This is a genomic window from Streptomyces sp. NPDC058086 (genome assembly GCF_042885015.1).
Classification (GTDB): Bacteria; Actinomycetota; Actinomycetes; order Streptomycetales; family Streptomycetaceae; genus Streptomyces.
Window position 1 is genome coordinate 22,891 of the sequence record NZ_JBHVST010000052.1, and the last position, 26,373, is coordinate 49,263.

27 protein-coding genes and 8 pseudogenes are annotated in these 26,373 nt (G+C 67.6%); 14 read left to right on the forward strand and 21 right to left on the reverse strand.

Features of this window, described 5'->3' with window-relative positions; translation table 11 throughout:
- Positions 1-128: 128 nt before the first annotated feature.
- Positions 129-341: a hypothetical protein gene (locus ACFVWD_RS32825; RefSeq protein ID WP_389601380.1), complete on the reverse strand. Its 213-nt coding sequence runs from the start codon at positions 339-341 to the stop codon at positions 129-131.
- 63 nt (positions 342-404) lie between these two features.
- Here ACFVWD_RS32825 and ACFVWD_RS32830 point away from each other — a divergent pair, with 63 nt between their 5' ends.
- Positions 405-656, forward strand: coding sequence for a patatin-like phospholipase family protein (locus tag ACFVWD_RS32830; protein WP_389601382.1), 252 nt, complete (start codon positions 405-407; stop codon positions 654-656).
- A gap of 301 nt (positions 657-957) precedes the next feature.
- Entirely contained in the window at positions 958-1,938 is a 981-nt protein-coding gene (locus ACFVWD_RS32835; protein WP_389601467.1) for a hypothetical protein, read from the forward strand.
- A gap of 174 nt (positions 1,939-2,112) precedes the next feature.
- On the opposite strand, the gene ACFVWD_RS32840 is transcribed toward ACFVWD_RS32835, so the two are convergent.
- From ACFVWD_RS32840 to ACFVWD_RS32855, 4 genes are all read right to left on the reverse strand, one after another.
- Positions 2,113-2,307, reverse strand: coding sequence for a hypothetical protein (locus tag ACFVWD_RS32840; protein WP_389601384.1), 195 nt, complete (start codon positions 2,305-2,307; stop codon positions 2,113-2,115).
- A 404-nt stretch (positions 2,308-2,711) separates the two neighbouring features.
- Positions 2,712-3,461, reverse strand: coding sequence for a hypothetical protein (locus ACFVWD_RS32845; RefSeq protein ID WP_389601386.1), 750 nt, complete (start codon positions 3,459-3,461; stop codon positions 2,712-2,714).
- Positions 3,462-3,511: 50 nt separating this feature from the next.
- Positions 3,512-4,210: a helix-turn-helix transcriptional regulator gene (locus ACFVWD_RS32850; RefSeq protein ID WP_389601388.1), complete on the reverse strand. Its 699-nt coding sequence runs from the start codon at positions 4,208-4,210 to the stop codon at positions 3,512-3,514.
- Between the two features lie 720 nt (positions 4,211-4,930).
- A complete protein-coding gene (locus tag ACFVWD_RS32855) occupies positions 4,931-5,218 on the reverse strand; it encodes a transposase family protein (protein ID WP_389601469.1) in 288 nt (95 codons plus the stop codon).
- A 462-nt stretch (positions 5,219-5,680) separates the two neighbouring features.
- Between ACFVWD_RS32855 and ACFVWD_RS32860 the strand changes: the two genes are divergently transcribed.
- Positions 5,681-6,247, forward strand: coding sequence for an RICIN domain-containing protein (locus ACFVWD_RS32860; RefSeq protein WP_389601390.1), 567 nt, complete (start codon positions 5,681-5,683; stop codon positions 6,245-6,247).
- 24 nt (positions 6,248-6,271) lie between these two features.
- Here the strand turns inward: ACFVWD_RS32860 and ACFVWD_RS32865 are convergent.
- Positions 6,272-6,376: pseudogene (locus ACFVWD_RS32865) on the reverse strand (IS5/IS1182 family transposase); the annotation flags it as partial.
- Between the two features lie 284 nt (positions 6,377-6,660).
- Here ACFVWD_RS32865 and ACFVWD_RS32870 point away from each other — a divergent pair.
- Positions 6,661-6,879: pseudogene (locus ACFVWD_RS32870) on the forward strand (IS110 family transposase); the annotation flags it as partial.
- Positions 6,880-7,082: 203 nt separating this feature from the next.
- Here ACFVWD_RS32870 and ACFVWD_RS32875 read toward each other — a convergent pair.
- A pseudogene (locus ACFVWD_RS32875) lies at positions 7,083-8,133 on the reverse strand (ISL3 family transposase); the annotation flags it as partial.
- Between the two features lie 223 nt (positions 8,134-8,356).
- Positions 8,357-8,725: a VOC family protein gene (locus tag ACFVWD_RS32880; RefSeq protein ID WP_020549970.1), complete on the reverse strand. Its 369-nt coding sequence runs from the start codon at positions 8,723-8,725 to the stop codon at positions 8,357-8,359.
- 62 nt (positions 8,726-8,787) lie between these two features.
- On the opposite strand from ACFVWD_RS32880, the gene ACFVWD_RS32885 reads away from it, so the two are divergent.
- Positions 8,788-9,240: a MarR family winged helix-turn-helix transcriptional regulator gene (locus ACFVWD_RS32885; RefSeq protein ID WP_389601391.1), complete on the forward strand. Its 453-nt coding sequence runs from the start codon at positions 8,788-8,790 to the stop codon at positions 9,238-9,240.
- Positions 9,241-9,503: 263 nt separating this feature from the next.
- On the opposite strand, the gene ACFVWD_RS32890 is transcribed toward ACFVWD_RS32885, so the two are convergent.
- Together ACFVWD_RS32890 and ACFVWD_RS32895 are read right to left on the reverse strand one after the other, a co-directional pair.
- Entirely contained in the window at positions 9,504-9,821 is a 318-nt protein-coding gene (locus tag ACFVWD_RS32890; RefSeq protein ID WP_389601393.1) for an IS3 family transposase, read from the reverse strand.
- 363 nt (positions 9,822-10,184) lie between these two features.
- Positions 10,185-11,111, reverse strand: coding sequence for a DUF6597 domain-containing transcriptional factor (locus ACFVWD_RS32895; protein ID WP_389601395.1), 927 nt, complete (start codon positions 11,109-11,111; stop codon positions 10,185-10,187).
- Between ACFVWD_RS32895 and ACFVWD_RS32900 the strand changes: the two genes are divergently transcribed.
- On the forward strand, positions 11,104-11,658 hold the full coding sequence (locus ACFVWD_RS32900) for a TIGR03086 family metal-binding protein (protein ID WP_389601396.1): 555 nt from the start codon (positions 11,104-11,106) through the stop codon (positions 11,656-11,658). The two genes, ACFVWD_RS32895 and ACFVWD_RS32900, sit on opposite strands and share 8 nt — an antisense overlap.
- A 121-nt stretch (positions 11,659-11,779) precedes the next feature.
- On the opposite strand, the gene ACFVWD_RS32905 is transcribed toward ACFVWD_RS32900, so the two are convergent.
- Entirely contained in the window at positions 11,780-11,935 is a 156-nt protein-coding gene (locus ACFVWD_RS32905; RefSeq protein WP_389601398.1) for a hypothetical protein, read from the reverse strand.
- Positions 11,936-12,327: 392 nt separating this feature from the next.
- On the opposite strand from ACFVWD_RS32905, the gene ACFVWD_RS32910 reads away from it, so the two are divergent.
- Positions 12,328-13,659: a cytochrome P450 gene (locus tag ACFVWD_RS32910; protein WP_389601399.1), complete on the forward strand. Its 1,332-nt coding sequence runs from the start codon at positions 12,328-12,330 to the stop codon at positions 13,657-13,659.
- 178 nt (positions 13,660-13,837) lie between these two features.
- Here the strand turns inward: ACFVWD_RS32910 and ACFVWD_RS32915 are convergent, their stop codons facing one another.
- Complete coding sequence (locus ACFVWD_RS32915; protein ID WP_389601401.1) at positions 13,838-14,233, reverse strand: VOC family protein; 396 nt, start codon at positions 14,231-14,233, stop codon at positions 13,838-13,840.
- Between the two features lie 108 nt (positions 14,234-14,341).
- A pseudogene (locus tag ACFVWD_RS32920) lies at positions 14,342-14,554 on the reverse strand (IS5/IS1182 family transposase); the annotation flags it as partial.
- 57 nt (positions 14,555-14,611) lie between these two features.
- Here ACFVWD_RS32920 and ACFVWD_RS32925 point away from each other — a divergent pair.
- Positions 14,612-15,174, forward strand: a pseudogene (locus ACFVWD_RS32925) (transposase family protein); the annotation flags it as partial.
- 26 nt (positions 15,175-15,200) lie between these two features.
- Here the strand turns inward: ACFVWD_RS32925 and ACFVWD_RS32930 are convergent.
- Positions 15,201-16,184 carry a bacterial transcriptional activator domain-containing protein gene (locus ACFVWD_RS32930; RefSeq protein ID WP_389601403.1) on the reverse strand — a complete coding sequence of 328 codons (984 nt, stop codon included), beginning with the start codon at positions 16,182-16,184 and terminating at the stop codon, positions 15,201-15,203.
- 611 nt (positions 16,185-16,795) lie between these two features.
- Between ACFVWD_RS32930 and ACFVWD_RS32935 the strand changes: the two genes are divergently transcribed.
- Positions 16,796-17,029 carry a hypothetical protein gene (locus tag ACFVWD_RS32935; protein ID WP_389601405.1) on the forward strand — a complete coding sequence of 78 codons (234 nt, stop codon included), beginning with the start codon at positions 16,796-16,798 and terminating at the stop codon, positions 17,027-17,029.
- 386 nt (positions 17,030-17,415) lie between these two features.
- Here the strand turns inward: ACFVWD_RS32935 and ACFVWD_RS32940 are convergent, their stop codons facing one another.
- Positions 17,416-18,591 carry an acyltransferase family protein gene (locus ACFVWD_RS32940; RefSeq protein WP_389601407.1) on the reverse strand — a complete coding sequence of 392 codons (1,176 nt, stop codon included), beginning with the start codon at positions 18,589-18,591 and terminating at the stop codon, positions 17,416-17,418.
- A 929-nt stretch (positions 18,592-19,520) separates the two neighbouring features.
- Between ACFVWD_RS32940 and ACFVWD_RS32945 the strand changes: the two genes are divergently transcribed.
- On the forward strand, positions 19,521-19,772 hold the full coding sequence (locus ACFVWD_RS32945; protein WP_389601475.1) for a hypothetical protein: 252 nt from the start codon (positions 19,521-19,523) through the stop codon (positions 19,770-19,772).
- On the opposite strand, the gene ACFVWD_RS32950 is transcribed toward ACFVWD_RS32945, so the two are convergent.
- The gene (locus tag ACFVWD_RS32950; protein ID WP_389601477.1) at positions 19,769-19,999 is read right to left on the reverse strand and encodes a hypothetical protein; all 231 of its coding nucleotides are present in this window, start codon (positions 19,997-19,999) and stop codon (positions 19,769-19,771) included. The two genes, ACFVWD_RS32945 and ACFVWD_RS32950, sit on opposite strands and share 4 nt — an antisense overlap.
- 552 nt (positions 20,000-20,551) lie before the next feature.
- Positions 20,552-21,562, reverse strand: coding sequence for a GlxA family transcriptional regulator (locus ACFVWD_RS32955; protein WP_389601408.1), 1,011 nt, complete (start codon positions 21,560-21,562; stop codon positions 20,552-20,554).
- Positions 21,563-21,669: 107 nt separating this feature from the next.
- On the opposite strand from ACFVWD_RS32955, the gene ACFVWD_RS32960 reads away from it, so the two are divergent.
- Both ACFVWD_RS32960 and ACFVWD_RS32965 read left to right on the forward strand, forming a co-directional pair.
- Positions 21,670-22,485: a dienelactone hydrolase family protein gene (locus tag ACFVWD_RS32960; protein WP_389601470.1), complete on the forward strand. Its 816-nt coding sequence runs from the start codon at positions 21,670-21,672 to the stop codon at positions 22,483-22,485.
- A gap of 187 nt (positions 22,486-22,672) precedes the next feature.
- A complete protein-coding gene (locus tag ACFVWD_RS32965) occupies positions 22,673-23,104 on the forward strand; it encodes a hypothetical protein (protein ID WP_389601479.1) in 432 nt (143 codons plus the stop codon).
- Positions 23,105-23,357: 253 nt separating this feature from the next.
- Here ACFVWD_RS32965 and ACFVWD_RS32970 read toward each other — a convergent pair.
- The 3 genes and pseudogenes from ACFVWD_RS32970 to ACFVWD_RS32980 all read right to left on the reverse strand — a co-directional run.
- Positions 23,358-23,957: pseudogene (locus ACFVWD_RS32970) on the reverse strand (ISAzo13 family transposase); the annotation flags it as partial.
- A 50-nt stretch (positions 23,958-24,007) separates the two neighbouring features.
- A pseudogene (locus tag ACFVWD_RS32975) lies at positions 24,008-24,112 on the reverse strand (transposase); the annotation flags it as partial.
- A gap of 214 nt (positions 24,113-24,326) precedes the next feature.
- Complete coding sequence (locus ACFVWD_RS32980) at positions 24,327-24,944, reverse strand: TetR/AcrR family transcriptional regulator (RefSeq protein ID WP_389601409.1); 618 nt, start codon at positions 24,942-24,944, stop codon at positions 24,327-24,329.
- A gap of 208 nt (positions 24,945-25,152) precedes the next feature.
- On the opposite strand from ACFVWD_RS32980, the gene ACFVWD_RS32985 reads away from it, so the two are divergent.
- Together ACFVWD_RS32985 and ACFVWD_RS32990 are read left to right on the forward strand one after the other, a co-directional pair.
- Positions 25,153-25,533 carry a YybH family protein gene (locus ACFVWD_RS32985; RefSeq protein WP_389601411.1) on the forward strand — a complete coding sequence of 127 codons (381 nt, stop codon included), beginning with the start codon at positions 25,153-25,155 and terminating at the stop codon, positions 25,531-25,533.
- 50 nt (positions 25,534-25,583) lie between these two features.
- Complete coding sequence (locus tag ACFVWD_RS32990; RefSeq protein WP_389601413.1) at positions 25,584-25,886, forward strand: muconolactone Delta-isomerase family protein; 303 nt, start codon at positions 25,584-25,586, stop codon at positions 25,884-25,886.
- 21 nt (positions 25,887-25,907) lie between these two features.
- Here the strand turns inward: ACFVWD_RS32990 and ACFVWD_RS32995 are convergent.
- Positions 25,908-26,285 (reverse strand): annotated as a pseudogene (locus tag ACFVWD_RS32995) (DUF4232 domain-containing protein); the annotation flags it as partial.
- Positions 26,286-26,373: the final 88 nt, after the last annotated feature.

A 26,373-nucleotide genomic window follows, 5' to 3' on the forward strand; every position in this document is an offset into this window, starting at 1 on the left:
TCAGGTCACCGACCAGCGTGATCGACGAGGGCACGCTCACATCCGCCTGGGTGTCGGCGCTGCCCTGGTCCGCCCGTGGGCGGCAGGTTCTTGCGCGACCTCGCGTCAGCGGAGGGTCGCACCTGCGCTCAGGGCTCCCACACCTCCGGCCCGCCTTCATGCCACTCGATCAATTCCGACTCGATGACATCCAACTCGTCCCAGCCGGTCAGGCCGGCGTTCTGCAGCAACACCGTGAGGTCGTGAAGGTTGTGTGCGGTGCCCATGAGCCGGTCGTCGACACGCACCTGGCGGCCACCGGCCGCAGACGGCGGACAGACAATCACGCGGTGCTCGGACATGACACCAGCCTCACCCGCAGCGGGCAGACCCGCATCCCGGTCGACTCTCGGGCACTGGTAGAAATGAAGAACGAACGTGCGCTGGTCCTCGGTGGTGGCGGAGTGGCCGGTATCCCCTGGGCGAGGGGCGTGCTGGCCGGTCTCGCCGACGCCGGGGTCGATGTCACCGACGCGGACTTCCTGTTCGGCACCTCGGCCGGGTCTGTGGTAGCTGCACAGATCAGCAGCGGCGTGGAGAGGCCGACGCTTTTCCAGACCCGGGTGGACGTCGCGTTCCAGCGGGAGGAGCTGACACCACAGGGGGGCGCTCGCTGAGGTCTTCGAGTTCGGCGCGAAGGAGGACGCCGAGGTCACCGACCCGATGGAACGCCTGCGTCGGATAGGTGAGATGGCGCCGGCGCCGAGACCGTCACCGAGGCCGACCGGCGCCCGGTCATCGAGGCCCGGATGCCGTCCCACAGCTGGCCGGAGCGCAATCTGTCCGTGGTCGCCGTGATCGCCGCCACCGGCGCGACCCCGGTGGACTCCAGAAGCTCGCTTCCCGCGCCGCCGGGAGCTGCATGTCCAACAGCTTCACTGCATGTCCAACAGCTTCACCGGCGACACCGCCGTCTTGATGGCCGACGGCACCCGCAAACCGATCAAGGACGTCAGGATTGGCGACACCGTCCTCGCCACCGATCCCCAGACGGATGAAGCCGGGCCACGCACAGTCACCGCTCTCACCAAGGGCAGCGGCGACAAACAACTCGTCGACGTCACCATCGATACCGACGGACCCACCGGAACCAAGACCGGAAAGATCACCGCTACAGAGTCGGCTGCATCACTCAGGCCCTCGGTGCCGGTGACCTGGTCCGCGGCAGCCGAAGCCTGGCTATGGTGCACAAACCATTCGGCCACGCGCGCAACAGAGGACTCCTTCCCGGGTGCCCCGCCTGCCGGCGACTCATGGACCGGCTCAACATCATCGATACATACGGAGGCGGGTGAGACGATATGGGAACCGTTCTCAAAGGCCTGCAACGCGTCCAGTGGGGCGACTTGGGCGCCGCTCGAGGAGCAACAACTCGCGACATTCCCGCCCTGTTGTCCAAGGCAGCATGGTCCGACGAGGAAACCGCGAGCATGGCGGTGGACGAACTCGCCGACCTCATCTGTGAATTCGGCTTCGTCGTACAAGAGGCGACCGCGCCCACGGTTCCGTTCCTGGTCGAACTGGCAGACGCTCCCGACGTGGCGTGCAAGGCTGACGTGCTCGCACTCTTGCTCAAAGTCTTCAACGGACGCCAGTGGAGTGCCGCCGCAGAGGCGGCCCCTGCAAAGTATGACAGTAACTACACAGAGCAGGTCGGGTGGGAAGCGGCATCGCAGCAGGCGGTGCGGGCCGGACAACCTACATTCAAGGAACTGGCCAGGTCGACGACCCTCAGCTTGCAGAAGCCGCTGCCGAACTCCTGCAGGCCATCGCAGCAGAGGCGGCACAGTGAACGGTTACCAGCTGCGACGCAAGATCACGTGCGCATGCCTGCCACCGACCTCACCTGGAAAATACATAGACAGCACAACGCGGATGCTGGGCAAGGCCGCCCTGTGACGATCAGAAGCAGGCGGGGAATCCTGCGAGCTTCGGCTGCCGCTGCCATCGGAATGTGGCCTCACCGCCGTCGGCGCTGCTGCCCTGCGCAGCGGGTCTCCGCAGCGAGCCCAAACGGCAGCCACTCTGCGCGGAGCAGCGCCTTTGCCGTACGCACAGATCATCGCCCTGGACCTAGGAGCCGTTGTCAACGATCCAGAACACTCGTCCGGCACTGGCGTAGGGTTCGTGGCTCATGACCTGGGTGACCAGGTTCATGAACGGGTCGATGCCGGCCCTGGGTTCGGTGCGGCCGAACACCTTCGCGCGGTGGACGTCGTAGGCGGCCAGGTAGGCCAGGGCACCGCCGCGTCCGTAGATGTGATTCACCCGCATCGCCCGGGCCCGGCCCGGTGGCAGGGTGCGGTGGCAGCGGCAGCGGGCCTGGATGGAGGTCTTCTCGTCCGCGTTGATGACGTACTCGTCCGGTCCGAGTGGGTGGCCTTGCCAGCTGCGGGCCTACAGGCCCAGGATGCGCTCGGCCTTGGGGCGGAAGTCCCAGTCGGTGATGAAGATCCAAGATTGTTGCTGCGCACGCCAGTACGTGACCCCGATGGCTCCGCACCCAACCTCCCACCTGCAGCGATGACTTTGCGAGCCCCACAAGCGTGACAGCCGTGGCGGCGTGAAAGGCGGGGACAGCTCATCCCTGCCCCTTTCACGAACACCTCGCTGCCTACGTCCTGCGGCGCCGACACCAACTGGTGCCGCTCTGCGTGGGGTGGGCGCAGGTCTCAGTACCGGAATGAACGAGCCCCCGTCAGTGACCACGCGCGCGCGAACCGGCCGGCTCGCACTGTCAGGAGGTCGACTCCGCCGACGAAGGCACCGTCCGCCCTGGTTTCGGCCGTCCAGAGGAACGCCACGTGCCCTCGCGCGGGGTCGACGACGGGCTGCCGGTGGATCGTGAAGGCGGGCGGGTCGTCGGTTTCGGCCTGTCGCTCGATCAGGTCAGCCAGCTCGGAGGGGCCGTGCGCGTCGCCGACCTTGCCGGCCCCCGAGAACAGGGCGAAGTCGCCCGTCACCACCTCCATGGCCAGTTCGGCCCGGCCGTTGCGAAGCTGCATCCAGCGGTGGCACAGGTCCTCGATCGTGGCAGGGTCAGTACGGTCGGCGGCCTCGGGTCCTGGATCGGGCTGCTCACAACGCCGCTCCGCCACGAACGTCCAGTTCTCTCGGATGCGGTCGTCCTGGAGAATGTTGACGTCGATGCCGGTCAGTACCTGGCCGTCAGCCTTCCTCACGTCCCACAGGTAGGCGAACCGGTCACCGGCGTCGACGAATACCCGCGGGCTGAATAGGTTCACATGCCGAGCGCGGTACCCGACAACGAATCGTTCCTGCTCGTCCGGGCCGACCACCGTGTCCAGGCCAGCGCCTTGAGCCGACCACTGCACGCAATCGTCGGACATCAGCTCGTGCGCCAAGGAGGGGTCCTCGTTCCACATACGGCACCAAATGATCATGCGCTTCTCGTTGTCCATGACGAACAGCATCACAACAGCTCGCGACACCGTCCTGTCGGTGTTCCAGGTCACCAAGCGAACGGTTCGGCGTCCAGGCGCTTCAGCTCGGCCCGCCAGTGCGGCTCCCGGGACGCCACCTGTTCGCCCGACCGCTCCAGCGAGGTGATCCGGTCGAGCTGGAAGCCTCGGACCGCTGACCGCAGCCGGCACCACGCCGCCAGATACCAGCCGCTCGGCCCCCACAACAGCCCCAACGGCTCGACGTCGCGCGTTGTCACCGCGCCGGCCCGGTCGGCGTAGGTGAGGTGCAGGACACGCTTGTCGACCATCGCTTCGACGATGACCTCGCTCATCACGCCGTTCCCGCCAGGCGCGTGGTCCCCGACCCGGTATACCAGCCGCGCGAGCGCTTCCTCCCGCTGTCGCACGTCGGTGGGCAGCACCGCCAGCACCTTCTGACCGGCGCGGTGTGCGGCTGCCGCGAACGGTGTGGACGCCGCCGTCCGAAGCGCGACGCTGATGGCGAGGGCCTCTGCGGCGCTGAGCGTCACGGGCGGTAGCGTACGGTCCCGGTCCAGGCTGTATCCCCCGGCCCGACCGGCGTTACTGCGGATCGGCAGGCCGGACTGCCTCAACGCCTCAAGATCCCGCTCTACGGTGCGCACGCTGACCTCGAACCGCCGCGCCAGCCACGGAGCGCTGCGTGGCCGCGGCGCCACCGCTCGGAGTTCCTCGACCAGCGCGTACAAGCGATCGGTGCGGTTCACAGCCCCAGCCTAAGTGGTCAACTCCGGAAGTCCTTCGCGGTTGATCAGGCTGCCAGGGCGACGGAGGATTCCTCTTGTCGGTCGGCGGGTGTGTGTCGGTCGAGCCGGGCCACCAGATCGTTCAGGTCGTCCTGCACGCGGCACGGGGGCACTCCATTGGCCGCCGAGCTGACCGCACGCCGGGATCACCTTCGACGGGGCCTGACCATCCCATCCGCGGAGTTGACCCCGGAGTCAACCCCCGAAGAGCTTCGAAACGAGACCACTAAGTGTCCGATGTGCCTTGGTCATTGCAACACCCCTCAGGGTCCGGTATTGCTGTCAGCCGGAGGTCGATGGCGCGGGCGGTGCGGTGGGCGACCTGCGTCGTAACGGGCATCACAGAATGGACGGCGGTTCGGGGCGTGGTAGCGGGAAGGTTGGCTCGGGCTCAAGGCTGCCCCGGGGCGTGAGCAGCTTGCGGAAGTTGAGGGCGGGCGGCCGATGCGGGCCGCAGAGTGGGGCAAGGCGGCACTGAACTGCAGGGCGCGGGCCCCGGCAGGCACACCGGTGAGCACAGGCGCAAGGGCGGCCGCGGCCAGCACACGGCGCCGGGACGCGGTGAGCCGGGAGCGGGTGTCCTGCTGTCGCTCGTCAGCCATGCCATATGCCTCCTGGCGCCATGTAAGCACAGGAGACCGCGTGGACCGCTGATCGGCACAGCCACATCCCCCAGGTGGGCTAACTGGCTGCCGCCACGGTCCGCCGGCCGTACGTACGGGTCAGCCCTGGCAACTGCTCGACGAACGTACGCCGTGCGCACCAGGCGTCCAGGCAGAAGAACCTGCGGACTCGCAGGCAGAGGACCACCCGCCGCCCCGCGCTCGACACGTCAGCAGGAAACCGCAGGTAGGAACTGTGTATTCGGCTCGACCACCTTCCACAGACCGGACACGCAGCCTCAGCCGCCGTACTGCGTGCCTCGATCTGTACCGCCTCGTCATTCACTTCCACGGACAGCACAGTCATATCCGCGATCGACGGGAACAGCAGCTCCTCCAGCCGGAGCGTCGTCGTCTCCTCCACGGCCGTGAACTGTCAGCCAGACCACAGCGAGGGCTGATCATTTTGAGGCAACTTCCCGGCGCCCGATCCAGCAGCAGCTGTCACTCACCGTGCGCGCTTCACGGAAGTTGAGCCAGAACCGGTTCTCGTGAACAAAGCCAGAACGGGCGAAGTGACGCATATCACGATCGGGCTTTCGGCGTCACATTCAACAGGTGCAGGGCCTCTCAGTTCCGTCAGGGTTCCTGAAGACCTGCGCCGACCAAGCGAGTCTTGGCCTGGCGCGAAGGTCATGTACATGAAGGGCTTCACCAACTCATGCGTCGTATCCCCACGTTAGGCATCTCTGTCCTTGCCGCGGTGGCCCTGGCGGCCGCTGCCGCCGGCGCCGCTTCGACCAGTGCACAGGCCGCGTCTGCCAAGCCCGTGGCAGCGCCTACCGGGTCCGCCACGTTGCCGTTCAGCTTCGCGGACAAGCCCGCGAGCTCGGCGCCCAAGTCGCAACCCGCCCAGCAGGTCACCCCGAACTTCATCACCGACGCCATAGTGTTCGAGAATCTCAACAACTCTCGCACCAACTGGGTCCCCTGCCTGGACGCCGATTCCGGCCATATCGGCAGCAACGGGGACCTGGTTCACGTCTGGGGCTGCAACTCCACCAGCTATCAGCACTGGAAATTCCGTGCGGTCTCCGGAAACCCCTACTGGTACACCGTCTACAACGTGGCAGGGAACAAGTGCCTGGACGCCGACTCCGCTGGCGGCGGCCAGAACGGAAACCGGATACAGCTCTGGTCATGCAACGGCACGGTCTACCAGCAGTGGTATGTGTGGAGCCCCAACGGCGGTGACACGATCTACCTGCAAAACGGAAACGGACTCCGCTACCTTGACGCCGCCACCGAGACAGCAGGAGAGAACAACGGACGTGTCCAACTCTGGGACTGGAACGGCGGCCGCGCCGACGAGCAGTGGAGCACGCCCGAGCCGTAACAACGGCCAACACAACGAGCCGGGTTGCCGGTAGGTGATCAGACAGCAGGCCAGTTTGAGGAAGGCTTCGCGCGCGTCGGCCCGGCGTTCCCAGCGCATGCGCAGGCGTCGGAAGCCGTGAAGCCACGCGGCGGCCGCGCGGCGAGGTGCCTGCTGAATGGGCCCTTTTCCGCGCGGCCTCTGACGGCCGCACCCACGACGTCACCGCCGCCCGCCACGGCCACATCACCTCCCACCTGCGCGCCGTGGGCCTCGCCGCGTTCGCCGACCTCGGTTTCCTCGGCCTGGACGACGATGTGGACAACCCGGTCGTGATCACCGGCTACCGCGCCGCCCGCAGCCGTCAGCTGAGCGCCGCGCAGAAGGAAGCGAACAAGCTCATCGCTCGCGAACGCGCGGCAAACGAGCACGGCTTCGCCGACGCCCGTGGACTGATGGCGTACGCCGGGTCCTCGCCCATTACCCGCGCCTCCGGCAAGAAGGCGAGTATCACCCGCTGCTGGGTGAAGAACGACCGGCGCAACCACGCCGGATACCTGTGGGCCTTCGCGGCTCCGAACGGGTCACCCGGTGCCAAGGCCCACTACCGCCGGCGCCGCGACGAACACGGTGACTGGCACGCAGCCGCCCGCCACCGCGACCCCCGTGCACTGGTGTCCGCCATCACCGGCTACCGGAGCACCGGCAGGCCGTTGGCCCCACTCCGCCTCAAGAGCCGTGCGGGCGCCAGAGGAGACATGCAGGCGATAGGGCGTAGCGGGCGTGCCCGTGCGTCCGCGTGCACCGCGACAGCACCGGAGCGTGGGGCGTTCTTCCCGTGCTGGGGGTGGGGCTGCATCAACTCCCGCCCGCGGGCGCGGTCGGGCTGGCGGTAGGCGGCGATCATCCGCTGGCAGATGCCCCAGGTCGCCTCGACCTCGACATGCTGGTCGCCATCGCCTGTGGTGAACAGGGCCTGGATCGGCTGGTGCTGCTTGTCGGTGAGCAGGTCCGCGCCGGTGTGCAGGACTCGGCGGGCCGCGTAGAGCGGGTCGCCGGCGCGGCCTCGGTGGCCGTGCAGGTCCTGCTGGACCCGGCGCCGGCACCGGGTCCAGAGCGTCACCGGCCAGGCGCACGACGTGGAAGGGGTCCATCACCGCTGTCGCGTGAGGCGGCTCTTCGGCGGTGGCAGTCTTGAACCCGGTGAACCCGTCCATGGCGACTACTTCCACGGCCTGGCGCCAGGTCGGCTCCTGCTGCGAGAGCCATTCCTTGAACGCCTGTTTCGATCGTCCTTCGACCAAGTTCAGCAGCCGGGAGGGGCCGGTTCCGTCCCGGACCGGGGTGAGGTCGATGATCACGGTCACGAACTTGTCGCCGCGACGGGTGTGCCGCCACACGTGCTCGTCCACGCCGATCACCCGCACCCCGTCGAACCGGTGCGGGTCATCGATCAGGACCCGCTTGGCCTCGGCCAGGACCGCATCGTTGGCGGTGTTCCAGGACACCGTGAGCCCTTCGGCCACGCGGGCGACGGTGAGGTGCTGCACCACAATTCCTTCCAGCGCCCACCGCAGCCCGCGGCGGGACAGCTTCGCCCTCGGTTCGGCCGCCCGAGACGTGTCCTGGCGCCACACGTGCCCGCAGCCGCCGCAGCGATAGCGGCGCACCGTGACCAGCGGAGTCGTCGGACGCCAGCCCAGCGGCTCGTGCGTGAGCCGGCGTACGACGGTGTCTCGGGTCGAGCCCTCACATCCGCAACGGCGGCACCAGCGATCCGGCTCCACGACCCGGCAGGCCAAGACGGCACGGTCGGGTTCGAGCCGTTGCCCGACGACTTCAAGACCGAGCTCGTCGAGGCGGCAGAGCGTGGTCAGGTCAGGGCGAACAAAGGTAGCGTCACGCACGTCGAGGTCTTCCGGATGAGCGGCGTAGGAACCTTCACCCTCGGAAGACCTCGCCCCCTACCCGGCAGCGACGCGCCGCCAGCAACATCCTCAACTGCGAAGAGCTAAGAGACTGTGCCGTAAAAGTGATCACCCTGGGTAAACAAACGTCGCCCGGATTCTCGAGCCTCGGGCGCAACTGCGGTCTTCGGGGACCGGTGATCGTCCGGTGGCGTTGGGCGTATCAGGCGCGGTCGTGGAGAGTGACCTGGTAGCCGTCGGGGTCGGCGAAGGTGAATGTCCGGCCGAAGGGGCCGTCGATCGGTGCGGAGACGATGGTGTGACCGTCGGCGACGAGAGCATCGTGAATGGCCTGGACGTCTGTGGCGTGGAGCCAGATCGCGGCACCGATGCCGGGCTGAGCAACGGATGCGAGATCGGTGCCGGGAACGACGTCGCGGAGTGCGAACGCGATCGGCTTCGTCTCGAAGACGACGGCGTGCGGAGGTCCGGCCTGCGAGCGGACGAGGCCGAGGTACTGCTCGTAGAACGCCTGCGAAGCGTCGAGGTCGCGCGCTTGGAGCGAGATGAAGTCGGGGCCGGTGGCGGGCATGATGATGCTCCTTCATTCGTGTCAGTTTTCTGACACGAGCCAATCTATGTCAGAATTCTGACATGAATCAAGACGGTGTCGACCTGGAGACGTCTCTGGGCTACCTGCTGAAAGAGGCGTCGAGCGTCCTCCGCGCAGCCATGGAGGAGGTGCTGCGGCCGCTCGGGATGAGCGTGACGCACTACTCCTGCCTCGAGCTGCTGGCTCAACGACCGGGCTTGTCGAACTCCGAGCTCGCGCGGGGCGCATTCGTGACACGGCAATCGATGAACGTGCTGCTCCAGGCCCTGGAACGAGAGGGCTACGTGACCAGGCCTGCGGAGGCCCCCGTCGGGAAGGTTCTTCCCACGCGGCTCACGCCTCGCGGCCGACGGAGCCTCGAGAAGGCGACCGTAGCGGTCCGGTCCGTCGAGGTCAGAATGCTGGCCGGCCTGACCGAGACCGAGCAGTCAGGCGCACTCCGGATCCTGCAGAGCATGATCCATTCCCTGCGCGATGGCAGCGACGGTGCATAGCTCGTTCCCCGGCGCACGTCTCGCCTCGCCTCGACAGGAGTGCAGCCAAGCGTGAAAATCCATGCAGACGACCTCGAAAACCGACAGACCCCGACTACACCCTCTTCTGTGATGAGCCGGATATCAGGGGGGGTCGGTAATGGTCGTCCATCGCGTAACCGGTGACTTCCTTTGTGCAGCAGCCGATGACCATTGCGAGGTACAGCCAGCCTTCTCCGGTCGCGATGTAGGTGATGTCGCCGACGAGCATTTCGCCAGGTGTGTCAGCGGTGAAGTCGCGGGGGACGAGGTCCGGCACCTGGCCAGCCGTGGCCTGGGTGAGGCTGAACCTCTTTCGGCCGTGGCTGGCAGGGCTCAAGTCCCAGCTCGCGCATGAGCCGGCGGACCAGTTCCAGGCCCGCGGTGACGCTCCAGCGGTGCAGCTGGGCCTGGATGCGCCGGTGCCCATAGGTGCCGTCGGACATGTCGAAGGCTTTCTCGATGAGGAGTTTCAGTTCCTCGCGCCGATGGGCCGTCGCGGATTCCGGGCGGGATCGCCAGTCGTAGTAGCCGGATCTGGAGACGCCGAGTCGTCCGCACATGAACTCGACGCTGTATGCGTACTCCGTACTGTCGAGCCGAATCTCGTCGATGAACTCGTACTTGCCTGCTAGCGGGGATCCTTCGCGAAGTACGCTGCCGTGGGCGTGGCGGTGGGAGATGCTGCCGCGGGGAGCCGAAGGGTGCTGTCAGGTGAGGAATTGCGGGATCAGATCGTGTTGGCGGCTGACGCGCACGCCGGTTTGGTCGAGTTCGAAGTTGACCTGCCAGATCTGGCTCTATCAGGAATGACATGACACCCCCTTCAGCTCACTCGCGTCGTAGGCCCCTGGCGTCAGATCCTGACTCATGCCCTGGTGGCCGCGATCGGTGGACTCATTGGCAGGACCTGTGGATAAGTTGAATTACTCATTCCGAGTCGGCCTGAAGTCATTGGGGCGTCGCGCCGAACTCGCGTACTGTGCCGGGGAGGTGCCTATGGATGCGGTGAAGTCTCGGGTGAAGTGTGCTTGATCGGCGTAGCCGAGTTCGGCGGCGAGAGCGGACCAGTCCTGCGGGTCCGTGGCCGCGCGTGCGGCGGCTTCCTGAATGCGGGCTCGCTGGATCACCCACTTGGGTCCGATGCCGACGTACTCGGCGAACAGTCTCTGCAGTTGGCGCGCGCTCATGTCGGCGATCGCGGCGAGCTGGGACACCCGTAGAACAGAAGGGTCGGCGCTGATCGTCTCGACCAGCCTGGCGGCTTTGTCGATGGTGGGGTCAGGAGTGGGCCGGAAGCCGCGCACGAGCGCGGCTGCCAGTTCGAGCGCGGTGGGCACGAGGGGTTCGGCGATGATGGCGTCTGCTGCTGCCCGCGCTGCCGGGCCGAAGATCTCTTCGATTTCCAGGACTCGGTCGGTAAGGGTGGACACCGGGGCGGTGAGGAACGGGCGGAAGCCGCCGGGCCGGAATCGCAGGCCAAGTACCCGGCCGGTGCCAGAGATCTCTCGGGTGAACGTGTCGCTGACGATGCCTGTGATCTGGGCCTGCCCGCCGGTGGTGAAGGTGAGGTGGACCACCGGGTAGGTGAGGACTTGCTGCCGGTGTGGTGCGGTCAGGTCCCAGTGGAGGATCCAGTAACTGTCCACGAATGGGGTCAGATCCGCCGGAGCCGGCTCGTGGGCGAGCTGGAACCGCTCAGCCGCAGTGTGCGGGTCGAGGATGGCCCGCTGTCGCGTTTGTTCAATACCCGTCATCGCCGTCCTGTCTACCGTGTCTGATGGCAAGTGGGGAAGGGATGGCATGGAGACGAGATCTTTGATGGCCCGGGCCTCGGAAGCGGCGGTGGACATCGTGCGCGGGATAGGGCCGGACGAGTTCGGCGGAAGCACACCGTGCTTGGAGATGAAGGTCGGGGCACTCCTGAATCACCTGATCTTCTTCACCGGCGTGCGGGGGCACGCCGCGGGCCTGAAGCAGCCTCCTCAGGCCCGGCCGGATGAGGTGGCGCAGGGGCATGACTTCATCGCGGAGCCGGACTGGGCTGAGGTGTATGCCGTCCGGTCGGCGGCGGCCGCCGCCGTCTGGAGCGATCCGCAGGCGTGGGTCGGCGAGACGGCGCTGACTGGGAGCGGGCGGATGCCGGCCCGCTTCATCGGTCGGATCGTGCTGGGCGAGTGGCTGCTGCACGGCTGGGACCTGGCGGTGGCGACCGGGCAGAAGCTGAACGTGGACGAGGAACTCGCGGCGGCGCTGTACGAGGACATTGCCGACAAGGCCGAGATGGCCAGGCAGTACGGGGTGTTCGGCCCCGAAGTCGGCGTGCCTACGACCGCGCCGCTGTTTGACCGCGCTCTGGGACTGGCGGGCCGCGACCCGTCGTGGAATCGGCGAGCCTGACCCGCATGCGAACGGGCGTGTGGTCCGTTGCCGTACCAGGGATCGGATCGGAGCTTTGGTGTGGGCGGTTGACTTGCTCTCCCTGCTTCAGCAGGGAGAGCAAGTCAACCCGGTTTCTTCGTCACGACATGGATCGCAGCGGGGGGTAGTTCGTCGTGATCCCCGGCGGCTGGAGCAGGGGCGGGAGTTCGGGGCCGGGGTCCTCGGTGACGACGACGCCGGCGGGCCAGCGGGTGTGATCGCGCCGCTCCGACCGCCCGGGCGCATGACGCAGCACGCAAGTACTTCCTCGACCTCAACCGGACCGTGTGGTAAGGCTTGCCCGACAGCGAGAGCGTGCGTGACCACCTGGAGGACAACAGGCTGGCCATTCTCGACGCGGCCCGAGCAGTCATGGGATAGCCCACTGCGGACCCCGAAGCTCCTTTACGGGACACCCCAGTTGCCCGGTTGCGGCTTCGACAGCTTCTGTTTCTGGCAGCTGACCACTGCCTCCGCCACTGCCTTGGCCTCGGGTCTGGCTGCGCGGCGCAGGGCGGCGGGATCCGGGCCATGCCCGGACAGTGGCCACGCAGGGGCGGACTGTCACCATCTGTACCCTCTCCCGTACAGTCCGTTCTGCCAGTGCTCCGTTACGGCCAAGCCCAACGGTTGACCAGGAGAAGAAACATGGACACCGAAGCCAGTCTCGGCTCCCTTCCGTACGTTCCCGGAACGGGGCGGCCGGTCCCCGAAGCCGAGCCTGAAGTTGTGGAGCGGTGGCGATCGGGCGGAGGTGAACTGGTCGAGCTGCTGTCCCAGGTGCGCGAGCGGTTCGGCGGCATCGCCGCGTTCCGCCTCGGGCCGGCCCCCACTGTTCTTGTCACCGACCCGCAGGCGGTCCAGCACGTACTCGCCCGGCACCCGGAGCGGTACGTCAAGCGCTCCCACCGCGCCCGTGTGCTGATCGGCGGCGGCGTCCTCGCCGCCACCGGTGAGGCGTGGAAGCGCCAACGCCGCTTGCTGCAGTCCCAGTTCACCGGTACCGGGATGCGCCGCTACGAACAGCGGATCACCGAGGCTGCCTGGACCACCGCCGGGCGCTGGGACGGCTACGCCCGTACCGGGCAGACCTTCGATGTCGGGCAGGAGATGCGCCGCTTCGCCCTGGACGCCATCTGGCGCTCTCTTACCGGGCACCCTCTCGACGACGGGACCGAGCGCGAACTGGCCGCCGTGGCAGCCGTGGCGACCGCCCTTCCGACTCTGCCCGCTGACGTCATCGACGCCCAGGACGCCGTGGCCGCCGATCTCGCCCGGATCGATGCAGTCGCCCGGCACGCCATCGAGGCCGCCCGCAGCGGGGCGGCCGGCCCCGACGGCCCGGGCCTGCTGCACGTCCTGACCGACGCCGCCGCTGAGCGCCCCGAGTACACCGACCAGCTGATCCGCGACGAACTGGTCACGTTGCTCGTGGCCGGGCACGAGACCACCGCCACCACCCTGACCTGGCTCTACCTGCTCCTCGACCGGTACCCCGCTGCCCGCGAGCAGGCTCTCGCCGCCGGCGGCGAAGGCTCAGCTGGGCGCCGCCAGGCCATCCAGGCTCTGGTCCACGAGACGCTCCGGCTCTACCCGTCCGCCTGGATCCTGCCCCGCCACGCCGCCGAGAATGACACCCTTGCCGGCTACGCCGTCGAGGCGGGCACCGACATCCTGATCTGCCCATACCTCACGCACCGCGATCCCGAACTGTGGTCAGACCCGGAGCACTTCGACCCCCGGCGCTTCATCATCCCGGACGGCCGACCTACCCACCCGGGCGCCTACTTCCCCTTCGGCATGGGGCCCCGCGCCTGCCTCGGACTGCAATTCGCGCTCCGCGAATCGACCGTCCTGCTTGAACACCTGCTGCCGGTCTACACCCTGGCCTTCTCCTCCACTCCCGCGAAGGCGGTGTACGGCATCACCGTCCGCCCCGACGGCCCCACCCCCGCAACCTTGGTACCGCCACTCAGCTGAAGCGGAACGGTACGCAGGACGGGCAGCGCATACTCAGAGGAGATTGAAAGAGCCCAGCGAGGACCGGTACTACGCATAGTCATTGACAAGGGAGTTGCGGATCCTAGATGCGCACTGAGGTCTTCTCGGCAACGTGATGGTTGCGGTGTGTGACGGGTTGCGGGTGCCCGCTCGCGGCCTAGTTCTGCGGTGCCAGGGTGCGTAGGACGTCGAACTCGTTCCCCTCGGGGTCTGCCATGACCACCCAGTTTCGGTCTGAGCCCTGGCCTACATCCGTCGTAGTGGCGCCGAGGCCGAGCAATCTGGTCACCTCGTCCTCGGTGCTGCCGTCGATCGGGCTGACGTCGAGGTGAAGCCGGTTCTTCACGGTCTTGCCCTCGGGCACCTGGATGAACTGCAGGGTGGGCGGCATCTGGCGGGCCCGAACATCCTCGATGGTCGGCACCCAGGAGCCGATCTCTACCTTGCCCTCGTTCCGGTCGATCACCTTGAAGTCCAGGACCTCGCACCAGAAGGCCGCGAGCCTCTCCGGATCGTGGCAGTCAACGGTCAACTCGGTGAACCTACTTGTCATGACTCTCCCAGATAGTGCGGACGGGGCTCAGAGTATGCCGCCCGTCCGACAGATTCGAGATCTTCCTGACTAGGGACATCAGACGGGCTTGACCCGGCATCAGATACGCGAGACGCCGATGTGGTTGTCGCGGGCGAGTTGAGTCAGCCGGGCACCGTCCAGGAACCAGCGCAGGATCAACACGCTCTGTTTGAACGGCCCCAGGGCGCGGGTTCCCTTGCGGGTCCCGAGACGCTCGCGGCGTTCGAGCAGCCGCTTCGCGAGGGCCTCAGCAGTGGCCCGGCTGACATCGAGCACGCCGGTGTAGGTGACACTGGTCAACGCGTGAAGCCTCTCGGTACCCGGAACCTGTTCTTCGCAGATCTGCTCCTACCAGGGTCCACCGCACTGGAGCGCGCGGCCGTGGCCGGCTTTACACACCTCAACCTCGACGGCACCGTCATCCGTACCGATCGCGTCGCCGCCCCCGGCCCGAACAAGGCCGGCCTGTGGTGGTCGGGCAATCACCGGACAAGCACAAGCACCACGGCGGCAACGTCCAGGCTATTTCCGCCCCCGACGGCTGGCCGCTCTGGGTCTCGCCGGTCCGGCCCGGCTGCGAGCACGACACCACCTGCGCCCGTACCCACGGCCTGATCGCCGCCCTGACTCGGCTCGCCGACACCCTGGACATCCCCACCCTGACCGACCTCGGCTACCAGAACGCCGGGGCCGGCCTCCGCCACCCGGTCAAGAAACCCAAGGGCGGCGAACCTACCGACGACGCGAAGGCGTTCAACTCCGTCATCCGAGGCGTCCACGGCGTGGCCGAACGCGCCAACGCCCTGCTCAAGGTGACCTTCAAGGCTCTGCGCAGGGTCAGTCTCGACCCCAAGGCGATCACCCGGATCACCCGCGCCGCCCTCGTCCTGCTCCAGATGGAGCACGGTCGCACCAGCTGACGAAGGTCACGAACCGTCACGAGACGTTACCGAGAAGGACTCACTGTCGCACCCGAGCCGTTGAGCAGTTCGTTGATGAGTTGTTCGGTTTCGATCTCCAGTGAGCAGTCCAAGGCCCGGTTGACCTGTTGGATGCGGGTGATGGCGGTGTGGAGGCCTTGTCGGTTTCCGGCGGTGGCCTCGATTCGCATCCAGTCCCGGTAGAGCAGCTCTGCTGTGTCGTCGGCGTCGAGGCCGGTCGCGATGGCCTGACGGGCCGTGCTGAGGTCGTGGTGCGGACCCGTGGGGGTGCGGTAGGTGGCCACGGTGTGTGTCACGTCGATGTTCCGGGTGATCATCTCCTGTTGGTAGGGCTCGGCCCAGGGCAGGGGTCTGCCTCCGAACGGCCGGCCCCGCACCAGAGCGAGTGGCCTTTCCAGGTCGGGCAGGCCGGCCGGGCCCAGGGGCAGGGCGTGCTCGGCGAGTTGAAGGAAGCGAGTCCAGTCGCAGCGCACGCCGGGGGAGAGCCGGTAGGGGTCCTCGCCGGACTTGCGGCGGGGAACGTAGGGGTGGCCGGCGGGATCGCTGTCCAGGGAGCGGCGCAGTTCCTGCAGCCGGGCGTTGAGGGTGCTCGCCGACCAGGGGCTGACGGGGTCCATGCCAGCGCACAGGATGTCCGCGCTGCGTCCGGGCCGGAAGTACAGCAGCGCGGCGAGCTGGGCGATCCGTGGACCGTGTCCGGTGCTGTCCACGCCCGTCACGTCGACCAGGCCCAGGACCCGGATCTCCGGCGCGCACAGGTCGCGCGCCTCGCTCTCCTCAACCTCCTGCGCCATGCCCTCCTGGCCGGAGTTCTCGCCCCTGTCCGTCTCCGGGAACGCTGTGGTGGGATCCGTCGTTGTTTCCGTGCCGGGGTCTCCCTCAGCAGGGTCTTCCTCGGCCTCGACTGGCGCCTCGGCGGTGGGCAGCGGGCGCAGTCCGGCCGGGTCGGTGGAGGCGGCGAGCAGGGCCGGGAAGACCTCGGCGCTCACATCCGCTGCCCGCGAGGGGCGCGTAGCAGCCTCCGTCGTGGGCTCCCTAGCCGGAGCCGCGCGACTTCTGAACGGGGCTGTTGGACGTGGAGGTCCCTCCCTCGATCATCTGAGGGGACCGGCAGCCGATCGGTTGTTTGAACGCGGTGCGACCCAGTCCCTGAGGGCGTGAGGGCACGAAGACGCAGCAGGGCCCCGGACGGGTGGCCGTCCGGGGCCCTGAGGTGGGTGGCTCGAACACGGCGGGCCGGGCGGTCTGCCGTCGTCTACCCGGCCCGGTGTGGGTCGGAGGTGTCCGGCACCGTGTCGTTTGTGCAGCCGGCGCTGAGGGTTCGTCGGGGGTTCGGCGGCGCTGTGGGGGTGGGCTCTGAGGATTCCGCGGGTTCGCAACTCGCCGAGGTCTGGGAGGTGGATGCCGGGCAGTGTGTCGAGAAGGTCGGCCTGGGCGGCGCGGATGTTCTGTGCGGAAGCGTCGGGGCCGGTGCCAAGGGTGCGGCGGGTGGTCACGGTGATCATCGTAAGGGCGGCCCTTGGCCGGAGGGGAGCGGGAAGCCTTGCGCCGTACGGTGGGCACGTCGTCAGGCTCACTTGGGCAACGGGCCGTCCGGCAGGTGGTTACGGACCCTTCCGCCCCGCCGGGGATCGGCAACGCCGAGGCCGGCTGGGGTGGTTGGCGCTCCTGGTTCCTTCCCGTACGCGGCGATCCACTCGCGGTGGGCGCGCAGCAGTGCACTTTGCCGCTCGGCGGCAGGCTGCCGGCGCGGATATCGGCGACCTGGCCCTGGAGAAACGAACTGGCCACAGCCTTCCACCGCCTCGCCGTACTGCCCCGTCCCACCGGCTGACCGGCAAACCCCGCCCGCCACGACCCGAAGGACCCTGGAGAACCCGACCACCGCGCCGGGACTCCGCCATGCCCGAGCACCGAAATCACGTCGGCCACGCGGCAGTTACCCCTCGGCGACGCCTCATCACCCCAACAGAAACGGCGAGGGTAAGAGTCTCGATCAACGACGGCACCGCACACCCACCCTTGCTCAGCACCCGCACGCCTCACGGCGGGCTCGACCCCGGCGACGGTAGAAGCCGACGCGACCGGCCACATCCCAAACCCCTGCGAATCACTCCAACGAGGCACCCTCACAAGATCTGCACCCATTGACGTTCGTCCCTCCCGGGCCTGCACCGCGTTCACCGTTTCAGGGAGCGGGCAGGACGGGACACCGTCCGTTCAGCGGCGCGGCGTCGGAGGCTGCAGACCGAAGGCCGCAGTGTTCAGCCAGCGCCGCATGGCCTGTGCGATCGGCCGCTCGACGAACCGGTGCACGAGGTACGCCAGGACGATCAATGCGCTCACCGTGACCCCGACCAGGGCCCAGGGGGCGACCCGGTCGCCGTAGTAGTGCGCGATGGTCATGCCGATGGTGTCGTGCAGCAGATACAGCGGGAAGGTCATAGTGCCGGCGACGGTCAGGCCGCGCCAGCGGATCCAGCGGGTCCAGCCGAGTGCGATGGCGGCGATCAGCAGGAAGAACACCGTGGTCACCACGATCAGCCAGCCGCGCCAAGGTGCCCAGGTGGCCCAGTTGTTGCGGCCGCCGCCGGGTGCCAGCAGGAAGTGCAGCGCCAGCAGCCACGACATGGCGACGATCCCCCACAGCAGCGGTGTCGGCCGGTAGCGGTGCATGAGGTAGAAGGCCATGCCCGCGATGAAGTACGGGGCGGACGTCGGGTTGACCATCAGTGAGAGCAACGGGATCTGGGCGCCGGGCGCCAGCACCGCGGCGACCGTCCACAACCCGCAGAAAATCACGACCCGTTGGTAGCTGAGGCCCTTCCACACCACGACCGAGAAGGTGAGGTAGAAGCAGAGTTCCGGCCAGAGCGTCCAGTAGACCGAGTCCAGGTTGTCCACGCCGAGCGGGGTCTGCAACATCGTGAAGTTCGCGAAGAGCAGCCGCGGGTTGGGGTGCCCGAACGGGCTGTTGGTCAGGTAGATGACGCACGCCGACACCACGATCGCGATCCAGTACATCGGGTACAGGCGGGTGACGCGCGAGATGAAGAAGTCGCGCGGGGTGCGCCCCCATGCGCTCATGCAGATGACGAACCCGCTGATCAGGAAGAACAGGTCGACGCCGAGCCGGCCGTAGGCGAAGTACCCATGCGCTTCGGGGAACGTGCTCCGATACGGGCGGCCCCAGATCGTGATCATCGACCAGGGGGTCTGGCCGACGAAGTGGAACAGCACCACCGCCAGCGCCGCCAGGAACCGCAGGCCGTCCAGCGCGGCGAGCCGGTCCCTGCGGACGGCCGGCCTGGCTACGATCACCCGCCCCGCAGGCGCCGCCCGCGGGAGCGACACATTGGGTGCGACCGCCCCCTCGTTCTCACGCCTCGTGGCCACGTCGACCCGTCCCCTGTGCTCCGCCTGGGTCATGCATCCCCGTTCCAGTGTTGTTCTTTGCTGTCAGGACCCTATGAACCCCGATGACATGACCAACGGGCAGACGAAATGGTTGCCGAGCACACGATGTGGGCCACGAGGCGCTCTGTTTGTATCCCCGGTTCAGCCGGGAGGAACTTGGAGGGAGGTTCTTGGGCCTGATGACTTACCTGGATCCGAAGGGTGAAGGGGACAACAGCATGTCAGGAAACCAGTGACCGGGCTCAGTTGTCGGAGACGGTGTGCTGGGAAGCCCGCGCGATATGGCGAAGACTGGATTGTTTGAAGCCCAATCTCCAGCAGATGTAAGTTCTCATCCGCCGGAAGGACAGCTGAAACCGGCGCCGCACCCTGCGCGGGGTTCGATCGTGCCCCCGTGCACCTCCGGGGTGCGGAGCGATGCCCAGCGAGGGCATTCAAGGAGATGAGTGGGACGCCCGTGTCGCGCTAGAACGTACAGACAGGGACGAACGTGGGATCGCCTGCGGGACGCGAGTCCTATGGCGACGGAGGCCCCGTAGTAGTCGCCGGAGTCACGACCGGCCAGGGAGGACGGGAAAGCCGTTCACAGGGCGAAGGGGGCCAGGTGACTCGGACACACCAGACCCGGGAGGTATGCGAAATGCAGATCGCCGCAACGGCGCTGTGTGTCCTGCGCGAGCAGCCTGAATCGCTCACGCTGTAGTCACTGGAGAGCCGGATGACGGGAAACCGTCACGTCCGGTTCGGCGGGAGGCCGCGCGGAAAAGGACCTGCCACGGCAGACCCCTCACCGCGCGGCCGACCCATCCTCCTGTTGCGGGACGCGTGACGGCCCGTCCGGTCGACCTCATCAAGACCGAAGCAGAACAGCGCGCGCGGACATCCACATCATCGTCGACCTGATCCACGTGCTCGAATATCTGTGGCGAGCAGCCTGGTGCCTGCACGACACCGGCGACGCCTCCGCCGAAGCATGGGTCGCCCGCCACGCCCGCGCCCTCCTGGCCGGTGGCGTCCAGCAGACCGCCGCCGCGCTCAAAGCGGCCGCCCGAGCCGCAAGACTGCGCGGCACCAAGCGCAAGGGCATCGACGACGCCGTGAACTACCTGACCCGCAAGGCCGAACACCTGCGCTACGACACCGCTCTGGGACGCAGTTAGCCGATCGCCACCGGCATCATCGAGAGAGCATGCCGCCACCTGGCCAAAGACCGTCTGGACATCACCGGCACCCGTTGGGGCCTCTCCGGCGCCGAAGCCGTACTCAAGCTGATCGGGGCCTCTTCAGTGTCGCCGTGCTTGGCGAGCAACTCCAAGAGCAGCTGGTAGCCGGCCGCGTCGTTGGTGATGTGTCGCTTGGCCAATAACTGGCCGGCGTCGTCGACCAAGGCGACGTCGTGGGTGCGTTACGCCCAGTCGGTACCGCAGCAGATCAAGGCCTTCCTCCTCAGAGTGCAGGTGTGAGTGATCACCGAGGTGGTGTTGACGAGCGAGGGCATCGACCCCCACCTCTCTGGCCAAAGGCCTTGAAGGCCCAGATCCGGGGAGGTATCCGCTCGGTGCCCGCACACGTCAACACCCATCACGTGGTGGTTGGTGGCGGTCACGAAGGCGACGGGCGTCGCCGCTCTACGTTGAGGCATCGACGCCTGGGAAGTTTTGGGCATCCGCCCAGCGTCCACGCGGCCGCCACCACCATGAACACCAGGACCGCGCACGCTGTCTAAAGCGAGGCGTTGTCCGCCCGGCAGCCACGAGGTGTCGCGGTCCGGCACTCGAACGCCCCCAGGAACTACCGCTCCTTCGGAACGCCCTTGACAAGGGATTAGGGAAGTTTGACCAGCCGGGGTGCTGGTGTGCCAGGGGTAGGGGTTGTGGGCTCGCGGAGGCCTGCGCTTTGGCCCGGCCTTGAGGGGGCCTGTTGCCGTCGCGGGCGGGTCTCAAGTCTCCGTTCGTCGGGTTGACCCGTGGTGGTCGCAGCGACGATGGAATATCGCGCGGTACTCCCTCGGCCGCTGGCCCGTATGTCTGGCAAAGATGCCGCTGAACGCCCCAGGGTCGCCGTACCCGACGTCGGCGGCGATGCTCGCGACGGTCCTGTCGGTCGTCTCCAGCAGGTGTCTGGCTCGACGCACCCGGACCGTCTGCAGGTACGCGAGTGGCGTCTCGCCGGCTTCGTCGCCGAAGCGGCGGAGCATGGTTCTCGTGCTTACGTGGAACTCCTTGGCGAGGGTGGGCAGGTCATAGCGAGCACGGAGGTTCTGGTCGAGCCACCGCTTGACGCTGAGCGAGAACTCCCTGCCCACAGTGGGTATGAGCCCCGGGTCGACGTAGGGAGCCTGCGTGGAACGCGCATCATCAACAAGCGCGATACGCGCGGTGCTACGGGCGACGCGGGGGCCGTCGTGCTCGCGGATGAACTGCAGGGCGAAGTCGTACATGGCACTGAAGGCCGCTGTGGTCGTCACCCCCCGGTCGGTCACGACCAAGCTCTCCGGGCGGAGGCGCACGTCGGCGTACCGGCGGGCGAACCGATCCGCGAACAACCAGGACGTGGTCGCTTGGCGCCCGTCGAGGAGCCCGGCTTCAGCGACCAGGAAGGCGCCCACGCAGATCGATACGACAGCGGTCCCCGAGGCCGCCTGCGATCGAATCGACGCTGCTTCCGGTCTCAGGTTTGCGAGTGTCGCGTCGAGATCGAGCGTGGGCGAAAGCTCGAATCCCGGCACGATCAGGACGTCCACCGGGCGAACCGCCGAGACGTCGAGGACCGAGCCGCCGGCCGCGATCACACGACGCCGGGGCGAGATGACCGACGCCTCGTAGGCCGGCTGAACCGACCCTTGCGCCGCGGCGACGTGAGTTGCCATTGCCAGGAGGTCAGGGACGCCGAATACCTCCGACGCGAAGCAGCCGGGGTAGGCCAGCACACCAACGCGCAGCGGACTCATGCGGCCCCTCCGGCACCTTGAACGGGTGGCGATATTACCGTGATACGTGGCGATGCCGCCGCTTCTCAGAAGGGCGGCCGCTCGTCATCATCTCGGTCATGACAATCATGCGAGGACAGAGCGACCCCTTGGACGACTTCTCACGGAGAGCCGTCAGCGTCGATGACGTCGACAAGACCGTGTACGTTGCCGGGTCAGGACCGGCAGTCATCCTCATGCCCGAGATGCCGGGTATCAGCCCCGACGTCGCGCGGTTCGCGCGGTGGGTGCGTGATGCCGGCTTCTCCGTGTACCTGCCCTCTCTTTTCGGCGTCGACGGTGCCTATCCGCTCGCCGAGGCAGGCGAGACCGTCGTTCGACGCGCCTGCGTCAGCGCCGAGTTCCGAGCCTTCGCCGGTGGCGGCACCAGCCCCGTCGTCACATGGCTGCGCGGCCTCGCCCGCCTGGCGCACGCCGAGCGTGGCGGGCCTGGCGTCGGCGCCGTCGGTCTGTGTTTTACCGGCAACTTCGCCTTGACCATGGCGCTCGAACCGGCTGTCATCGCACCCGTGGTCAACCATCCGTCGCTTCCGCTGGACGATCCCGGCGGTCTGGAGATCAGCGCCGAAGACGCTGCTGCCGTGGCTGAACGCGTAGCGCGAGAGGGATTGAAGGTTCTCGCCTACCGCTTCGACAACGACAGGTGGTGCACTGGTCAGCGGTTCGCGGCTTACCGAGCGCTGCTCGGGGACGCATTCGACGGCCGCGTACTCAAAGCCGAGACGGCGAACACGAACCCTCCGCCCTTCTTCCGTGACGTCGTCGGTTGCGCCCACAGCGTCGTCACGGCACACCTCGTCGACCAGGACGGTCACCCCACCATGCAGGCCCGGAACGAGATCATCGCCTTCCTGGCCGAGCGGCTCGGGATGTGGGCTGAATGAGCCCTTGGCACTCCGGCACCTGGCGATGCGACAGAGCGCCGCCGCTTCCCGATGCGATCTGGTCGTCGACCTGGGGCACTCGTGACCGCCCCTCGGCGACCACGAGTGACACAGGCCACTCAGATTTCGATGACACACGCTCAATCTTCAGTGGCACAGGACAAGAGTGAGCGCAAAGGAGGACGCGATGCCTAGTGACCTGGAGCGGCTCGCTTTCCTCGGCGTCGACCCGGCCAGCCTGGACCCCGCCCCGTCGCACCCAGTGCGCGCCGACTGGCTTGCCCGTATCGAAATGCTCTCGCCCGACCGGCGCCGCTGCTGCTTCTGTAGGGCGCTCGCGGTCGCTACCCGCGTCGTCGACCTCGCCGAACTCGGCTTGCGCTGGCACGACCAGTGCCGGGACTGCATGATCGCCGGAATCCGCCTGAACTGGGCGGCGGGCAGACCCATACAGGGCCGCTACCGGGTCACCCTGTGGGCCGGAGACCGCCCGACTCTGGAGGCTGGTGGGACGAGCTGGCCACAGCGGAGGACAAGACCACGAGGTGGATTGGCGTCTACGGGAGCCGGGAAGGAGCCCGCGTCACCTTGGACGACGAAGCGGCGGGCACCCGGTTGACGAGCTGGCCAGAGGAGCCGTAGCTGTGATGTCCAGGGTTAGCCTCGCCGTTTCGGTTGAGATGATGCCGGAAGCCGGGAGGAAATACGAAAGTGCCTTCTGAGCTGGGACGATGAACCTTGTCGAGGGGGTTCTGTCGGTCCAAGCAGAAGGCTTTTTCTACGTGCAGGGTATCGGTTCTCGTCCCAAGCTCCATGTCTCCACCGACGGTTCGGGGGTGGTCGGGCACGCGGGCGCACGTTTGCTGGCGGATCTTGCCGATGTCACCGGTCTGACCACCGCCTACCTTCTTCTTGGCATCGATGCTGATCACCGGCTGACCGCCGGACTGGTGCTCCTTGACCTGTTCGTGGATGTAGCGGAACTGAGCGTCTCGATCGGGGTGTTGCTTGCCCTCCAAGGTTTTGGCGCCGGCCTGCAGACTGAAGCCCTGCTCCTTCAGCAGCCGGCCGACAGTTGGATTGGAGCGGAGACCGGGTGCCCTTGCCTGGTCAGCTCCTCGGCCAGGTTGCGCAGAGACTTGGTGGTCCAGCGCAGGGGCGACATCGGATCACCCCGCTCGTCCGGTTCCACCAGCCTCAGCGACGCCGGAACCAGGGAAGGATCTTGTTCCTCGGTGGGCTTGCGGCCCCCCCCCCGGGCGCCGGACGCAGCCGTCCTGCAGCGGATCCTCACCGGCCTCCAGCTCGAACACACCGTTGCGGACCGTGGTCTCGCTCACCCCGGCCACCCGCGCCAGGGCCCGTACCCCGCCGTGTCCGAGCAGTCGCGCCTCCTGCCCCAACATCAGACGTCGCTGACGCTCGTTCAGATGCGGCAACACGACCTGGAACCGCAGCGCGAGCTGATCCATTACCTCAAGCGGTACCACGACGTCACCATCAGCAAGTCCGGAAGCCCGTGCGGGAAGTAACTGCCCTGCCGCAGCTTGGGGATGGCCAGCTCGACCGTGCCGGCCCTCGTGTCCCACTCGCGCGGGCGGTAGCCGTTGCGCTGGTTGACTCTCTCTTCGCTGACCTGCCCGTTCTCGGCATCGCAGAGAGCATCGGCCCACGTATGACCGCCAGCCGCCGCTTGGCCTCGCGGTCGAGCGGAGGGTTGGACTTTCCCCGCCGGCTGGTACAAGGCCGCACACGCGCTGGGGCGTGCGCGCCCCGAGGGCGGCGAATGCGGGAATCATGGACGTGTGTCTCTCTGGCGCGGGCGGTCCCGCCCGCGGTTCTCAGGCCTCGGCGGCCATCTGCGGTGCCCGGGCGCCCAGCAGGGACAGGGCGTTCGTCCACAGGGTGTCGGCCAGGGACGTGTTGTTGTAGAGCTTGGCGAAGAGCACCTGACCCTCGAGCTGGGCGACGATCGACCGGGCGGTCTGACGGGTGTCGCTGACGACGACCTCGCCGCGTTCGCGGGCCTCGCCGATGAGGGAGTCGACCATGTCGACTTGGGCGTCGAAGATGTCCTGCAGGCGTGCGCGGATGGCCTCGGTCTGGTTGCTCATCTCCAGGGTGAGGTTCCCGAACATGCAGCCCGAGACGGTTCCGCAGTTCTGCTGGCCGGTCCGCTGGGCCGCCTCCGTTAGTTCGAACAGTCGGCGCAGCCGCTCCAGCGGCTCCGCGTCGCTGTTCAGCACGCCGGTCCACCCGCGGCGCTCGACCGCCCAGTGCTGGTCGATCACGGCCAGCGCGAGCGCCTCCTTGGACTCGAAGAAGTGATAAAAACTGCCCTTGGGCACTCCGGCCGCCTTGCAGATCTCGGCCACGCCCAACGCCGAATAACCGTGGAGCTCGATGAGCGACTCCGCGGCACTGATGATTTTTTCCTTGGCATCACTGGTGCGTCCCATGAAGGCAGTATACGACCGCTCGACTATCCTATACTAGACCGGTCGGTTAGGATTCAGAACTCCGCACTGCGGCCGCTCTGCCGGACGGAACCGCGACAGCCCCCGGCGGCCCGCCGCCGTGCCAGCGGACAGAGCCGGGCCCTGCCGACTCCCTTCACGGCGCCGCCTTCGCCTCCGGCGCACCCCATCCCCAGGAGGGCTGATCACCATGAGTGAAGATGCATCGAACCACCCCATGCACGAGGTGCTGGGCCGCTGGAAGGCCGCCTTCGACGGCCACCGGCCGGCCGCCATGGCCGACCTGTTCACCCCCGACGCCCTCTTCCAGGGATTCGGGCCTGTGGTCGTCTCCGGCCGGGAGGCCGTACGTGCCTACTACGAGGCCGTATCGGCCGAGCGTAGCGCCCACGTCGCGGACGTCCAGGGCTACCGGATCGGTGAGGGCGTGGCCGGCGGCTTCGCCGACATCACATTCCGCGACCCGGACGGCTGGGCGGTGTCCGTGCACCTGTCGCTGGTCCTCCTGCGTGACGGCGACGGCTGGCGGATCCGCCAGTACCACGTCTCCCGGGTCGCCGCCGACGACTGACGGGCCCACGCCGCTCAAGCGCCCCAGCAGCACCACAGATTGGAGAGGTCATGAAGGAGTTCCTGGTCGAGCTCACCACCGTCGTTCCCGAGGGCACCCTGCAGGCCGAGGTCGACCGCCGGCGTGCCGACGAAGCCGTCCGGGCGGGGGAGCTGGCCGCCGCCGGTCACCTGGTAAGGCTGTGGCGCCCGGTGGGCGAACTGCGCAGCATCGGCTTGTGGCGCGCCGCGGACGAGCAGGAGCTGTACGAGAAGGTGCTCGGCACCCTGCCGCTGTGGCCCTGGATGGTCTCGGTGGTAACCGCCGTGCAGCCGCACCCCAACGATCCGGGCCCGGCAGACCACGTCGCCTGACCTGCGCGCTCGGGCGCGCGTCCCCGGGCAGATGCGCAGGGTCGGCACCGTAGTGAGACGGCACTCTTCGGGCGTGTATCCGCCCTGGCCGTTCACGGCCTGCACTTCGGCGTAGGGATGGGCGTTCGGGATCAGCGTGACGATCCCGGGAGGCGTCTTCGGGCAGCGTGCGGCTGGCGCCTTGCCGAGCCGGGTGCCGTGCGTGTCGACGAACGAGACGCCTGGGTGCCGGGTCAGGGTGCAGGGAGCCGTGCCGGTGTTCTCGAAGACGAACTGGAAACCGATGTGGCCCGCACCGCTGTCGAAGTTCGCCGTGGTGATGTGCGGCCGGCCGGTGGCACATTCCTGGGATACCGGCCGTACCCCCTCCCGAGCCTTTCGATGTGGACGATCCGGCACTGCCCGCCGACGTGCCCGGTCCGCGGTCGTGCCGCCGCCGGACTGCGCGGCCGGTGCCGTGCCGCCGGAGCCGCACGCGGCCAGCGGC

Coding starts and splice junctions, on each gene's coding strand:
- ACFVWD_RS32825 (WP_389601380.1), bottom strand. CDS start 341: ATGTCCGAGCACCGCGTGATTGTCTGTCCGCCGTCTGCGGCCGGTGGC.
- ACFVWD_RS32830 (WP_389601382.1), top strand. CDS start 405: ATGAAGAACGAACGTGCGCTGGTCCTCGGTGGTGGCGGAGTGGCCGGT.
- ACFVWD_RS32835 (WP_389601467.1), top strand. CDS start 958: ATGGCCGACGGCACCCGCAAACCGATCAAGGACGTCAGGATTGGCGAC.
- ACFVWD_RS32845 (WP_389601386.1), bottom strand. CDS start 3,461: ATGGACAACGAGAAGCGCATGATCATTTGGTGCCGTATGTGGAACGAG.
- ACFVWD_RS32855 (WP_389601469.1), bottom strand. CDS start 5,218: ATGACTGTGCTGTCCGTGGAAGTGAATGACGAGGCGGTACAGATCGAG.
- ACFVWD_RS32880 (WP_020549970.1), bottom strand. CDS start 8,725: ATGCCCGCCACCGGCCCCGACTTCATCTCGCTCCAAGCGCGCGACCTC.
- ACFVWD_RS32885 (WP_389601391.1), top strand. CDS start 8,788: ATGAATCAAGACGGTGTCGACCTGGAGACGTCTCTGGGCTACCTGCTG.
- ACFVWD_RS32890 (WP_389601393.1), bottom strand. CDS start 9,821: ATGTGCGGACGACTCGGCGTCTCCAGATCCGGCTACTACGACTGGCGA.
- ACFVWD_RS32895 (WP_389601395.1), bottom strand. CDS start 11,111: ATGTCCACCGCCGCTTCCGAGGCCCGGGCCATCAAAGATCTCGTCTCC.
- ACFVWD_RS32910 (WP_389601399.1), top strand. CDS start 12,328: ATGGACACCGAAGCCAGTCTCGGCTCCCTTCCGTACGTTCCCGGAACG.
- ACFVWD_RS32915 (WP_389601401.1), bottom strand. CDS start 14,233: ATGACAAGTAGGTTCACCGAGTTGACCGTTGACTGCCACGATCCGGAG.
- ACFVWD_RS32955 (WP_389601408.1), bottom strand. CDS start 21,562: ATGAGTCCGCTGCGCGTTGGTGTGCTGGCCTACCCCGGCTGCTTCGCG.
- ACFVWD_RS32960 (WP_389601470.1), top strand. CDS start 21,670: ATGCGAGGACAGAGCGACCCCTTGGACGACTTCTCACGGAGAGCCGTC.
- ACFVWD_RS32965 (WP_389601479.1), top strand. CDS start 22,673: ATGCCTAGTGACCTGGAGCGGCTCGCTTTCCTCGGCGTCGACCCGGCC.
- ACFVWD_RS32980 (WP_389601409.1), bottom strand. CDS start 24,944: ATGGGACGCACCAGTGATGCCAAGGAAAAAATCATCAGTGCCGCGGAG.
- ACFVWD_RS32985 (WP_389601411.1), top strand. CDS start 25,153: ATGAGTGAAGATGCATCGAACCACCCCATGCACGAGGTGCTGGGCCGC.
- ACFVWD_RS32990 (WP_389601413.1), top strand. CDS start 25,584: ATGAAGGAGTTCCTGGTCGAGCTCACCACCGTCGTTCCCGAGGGCACC.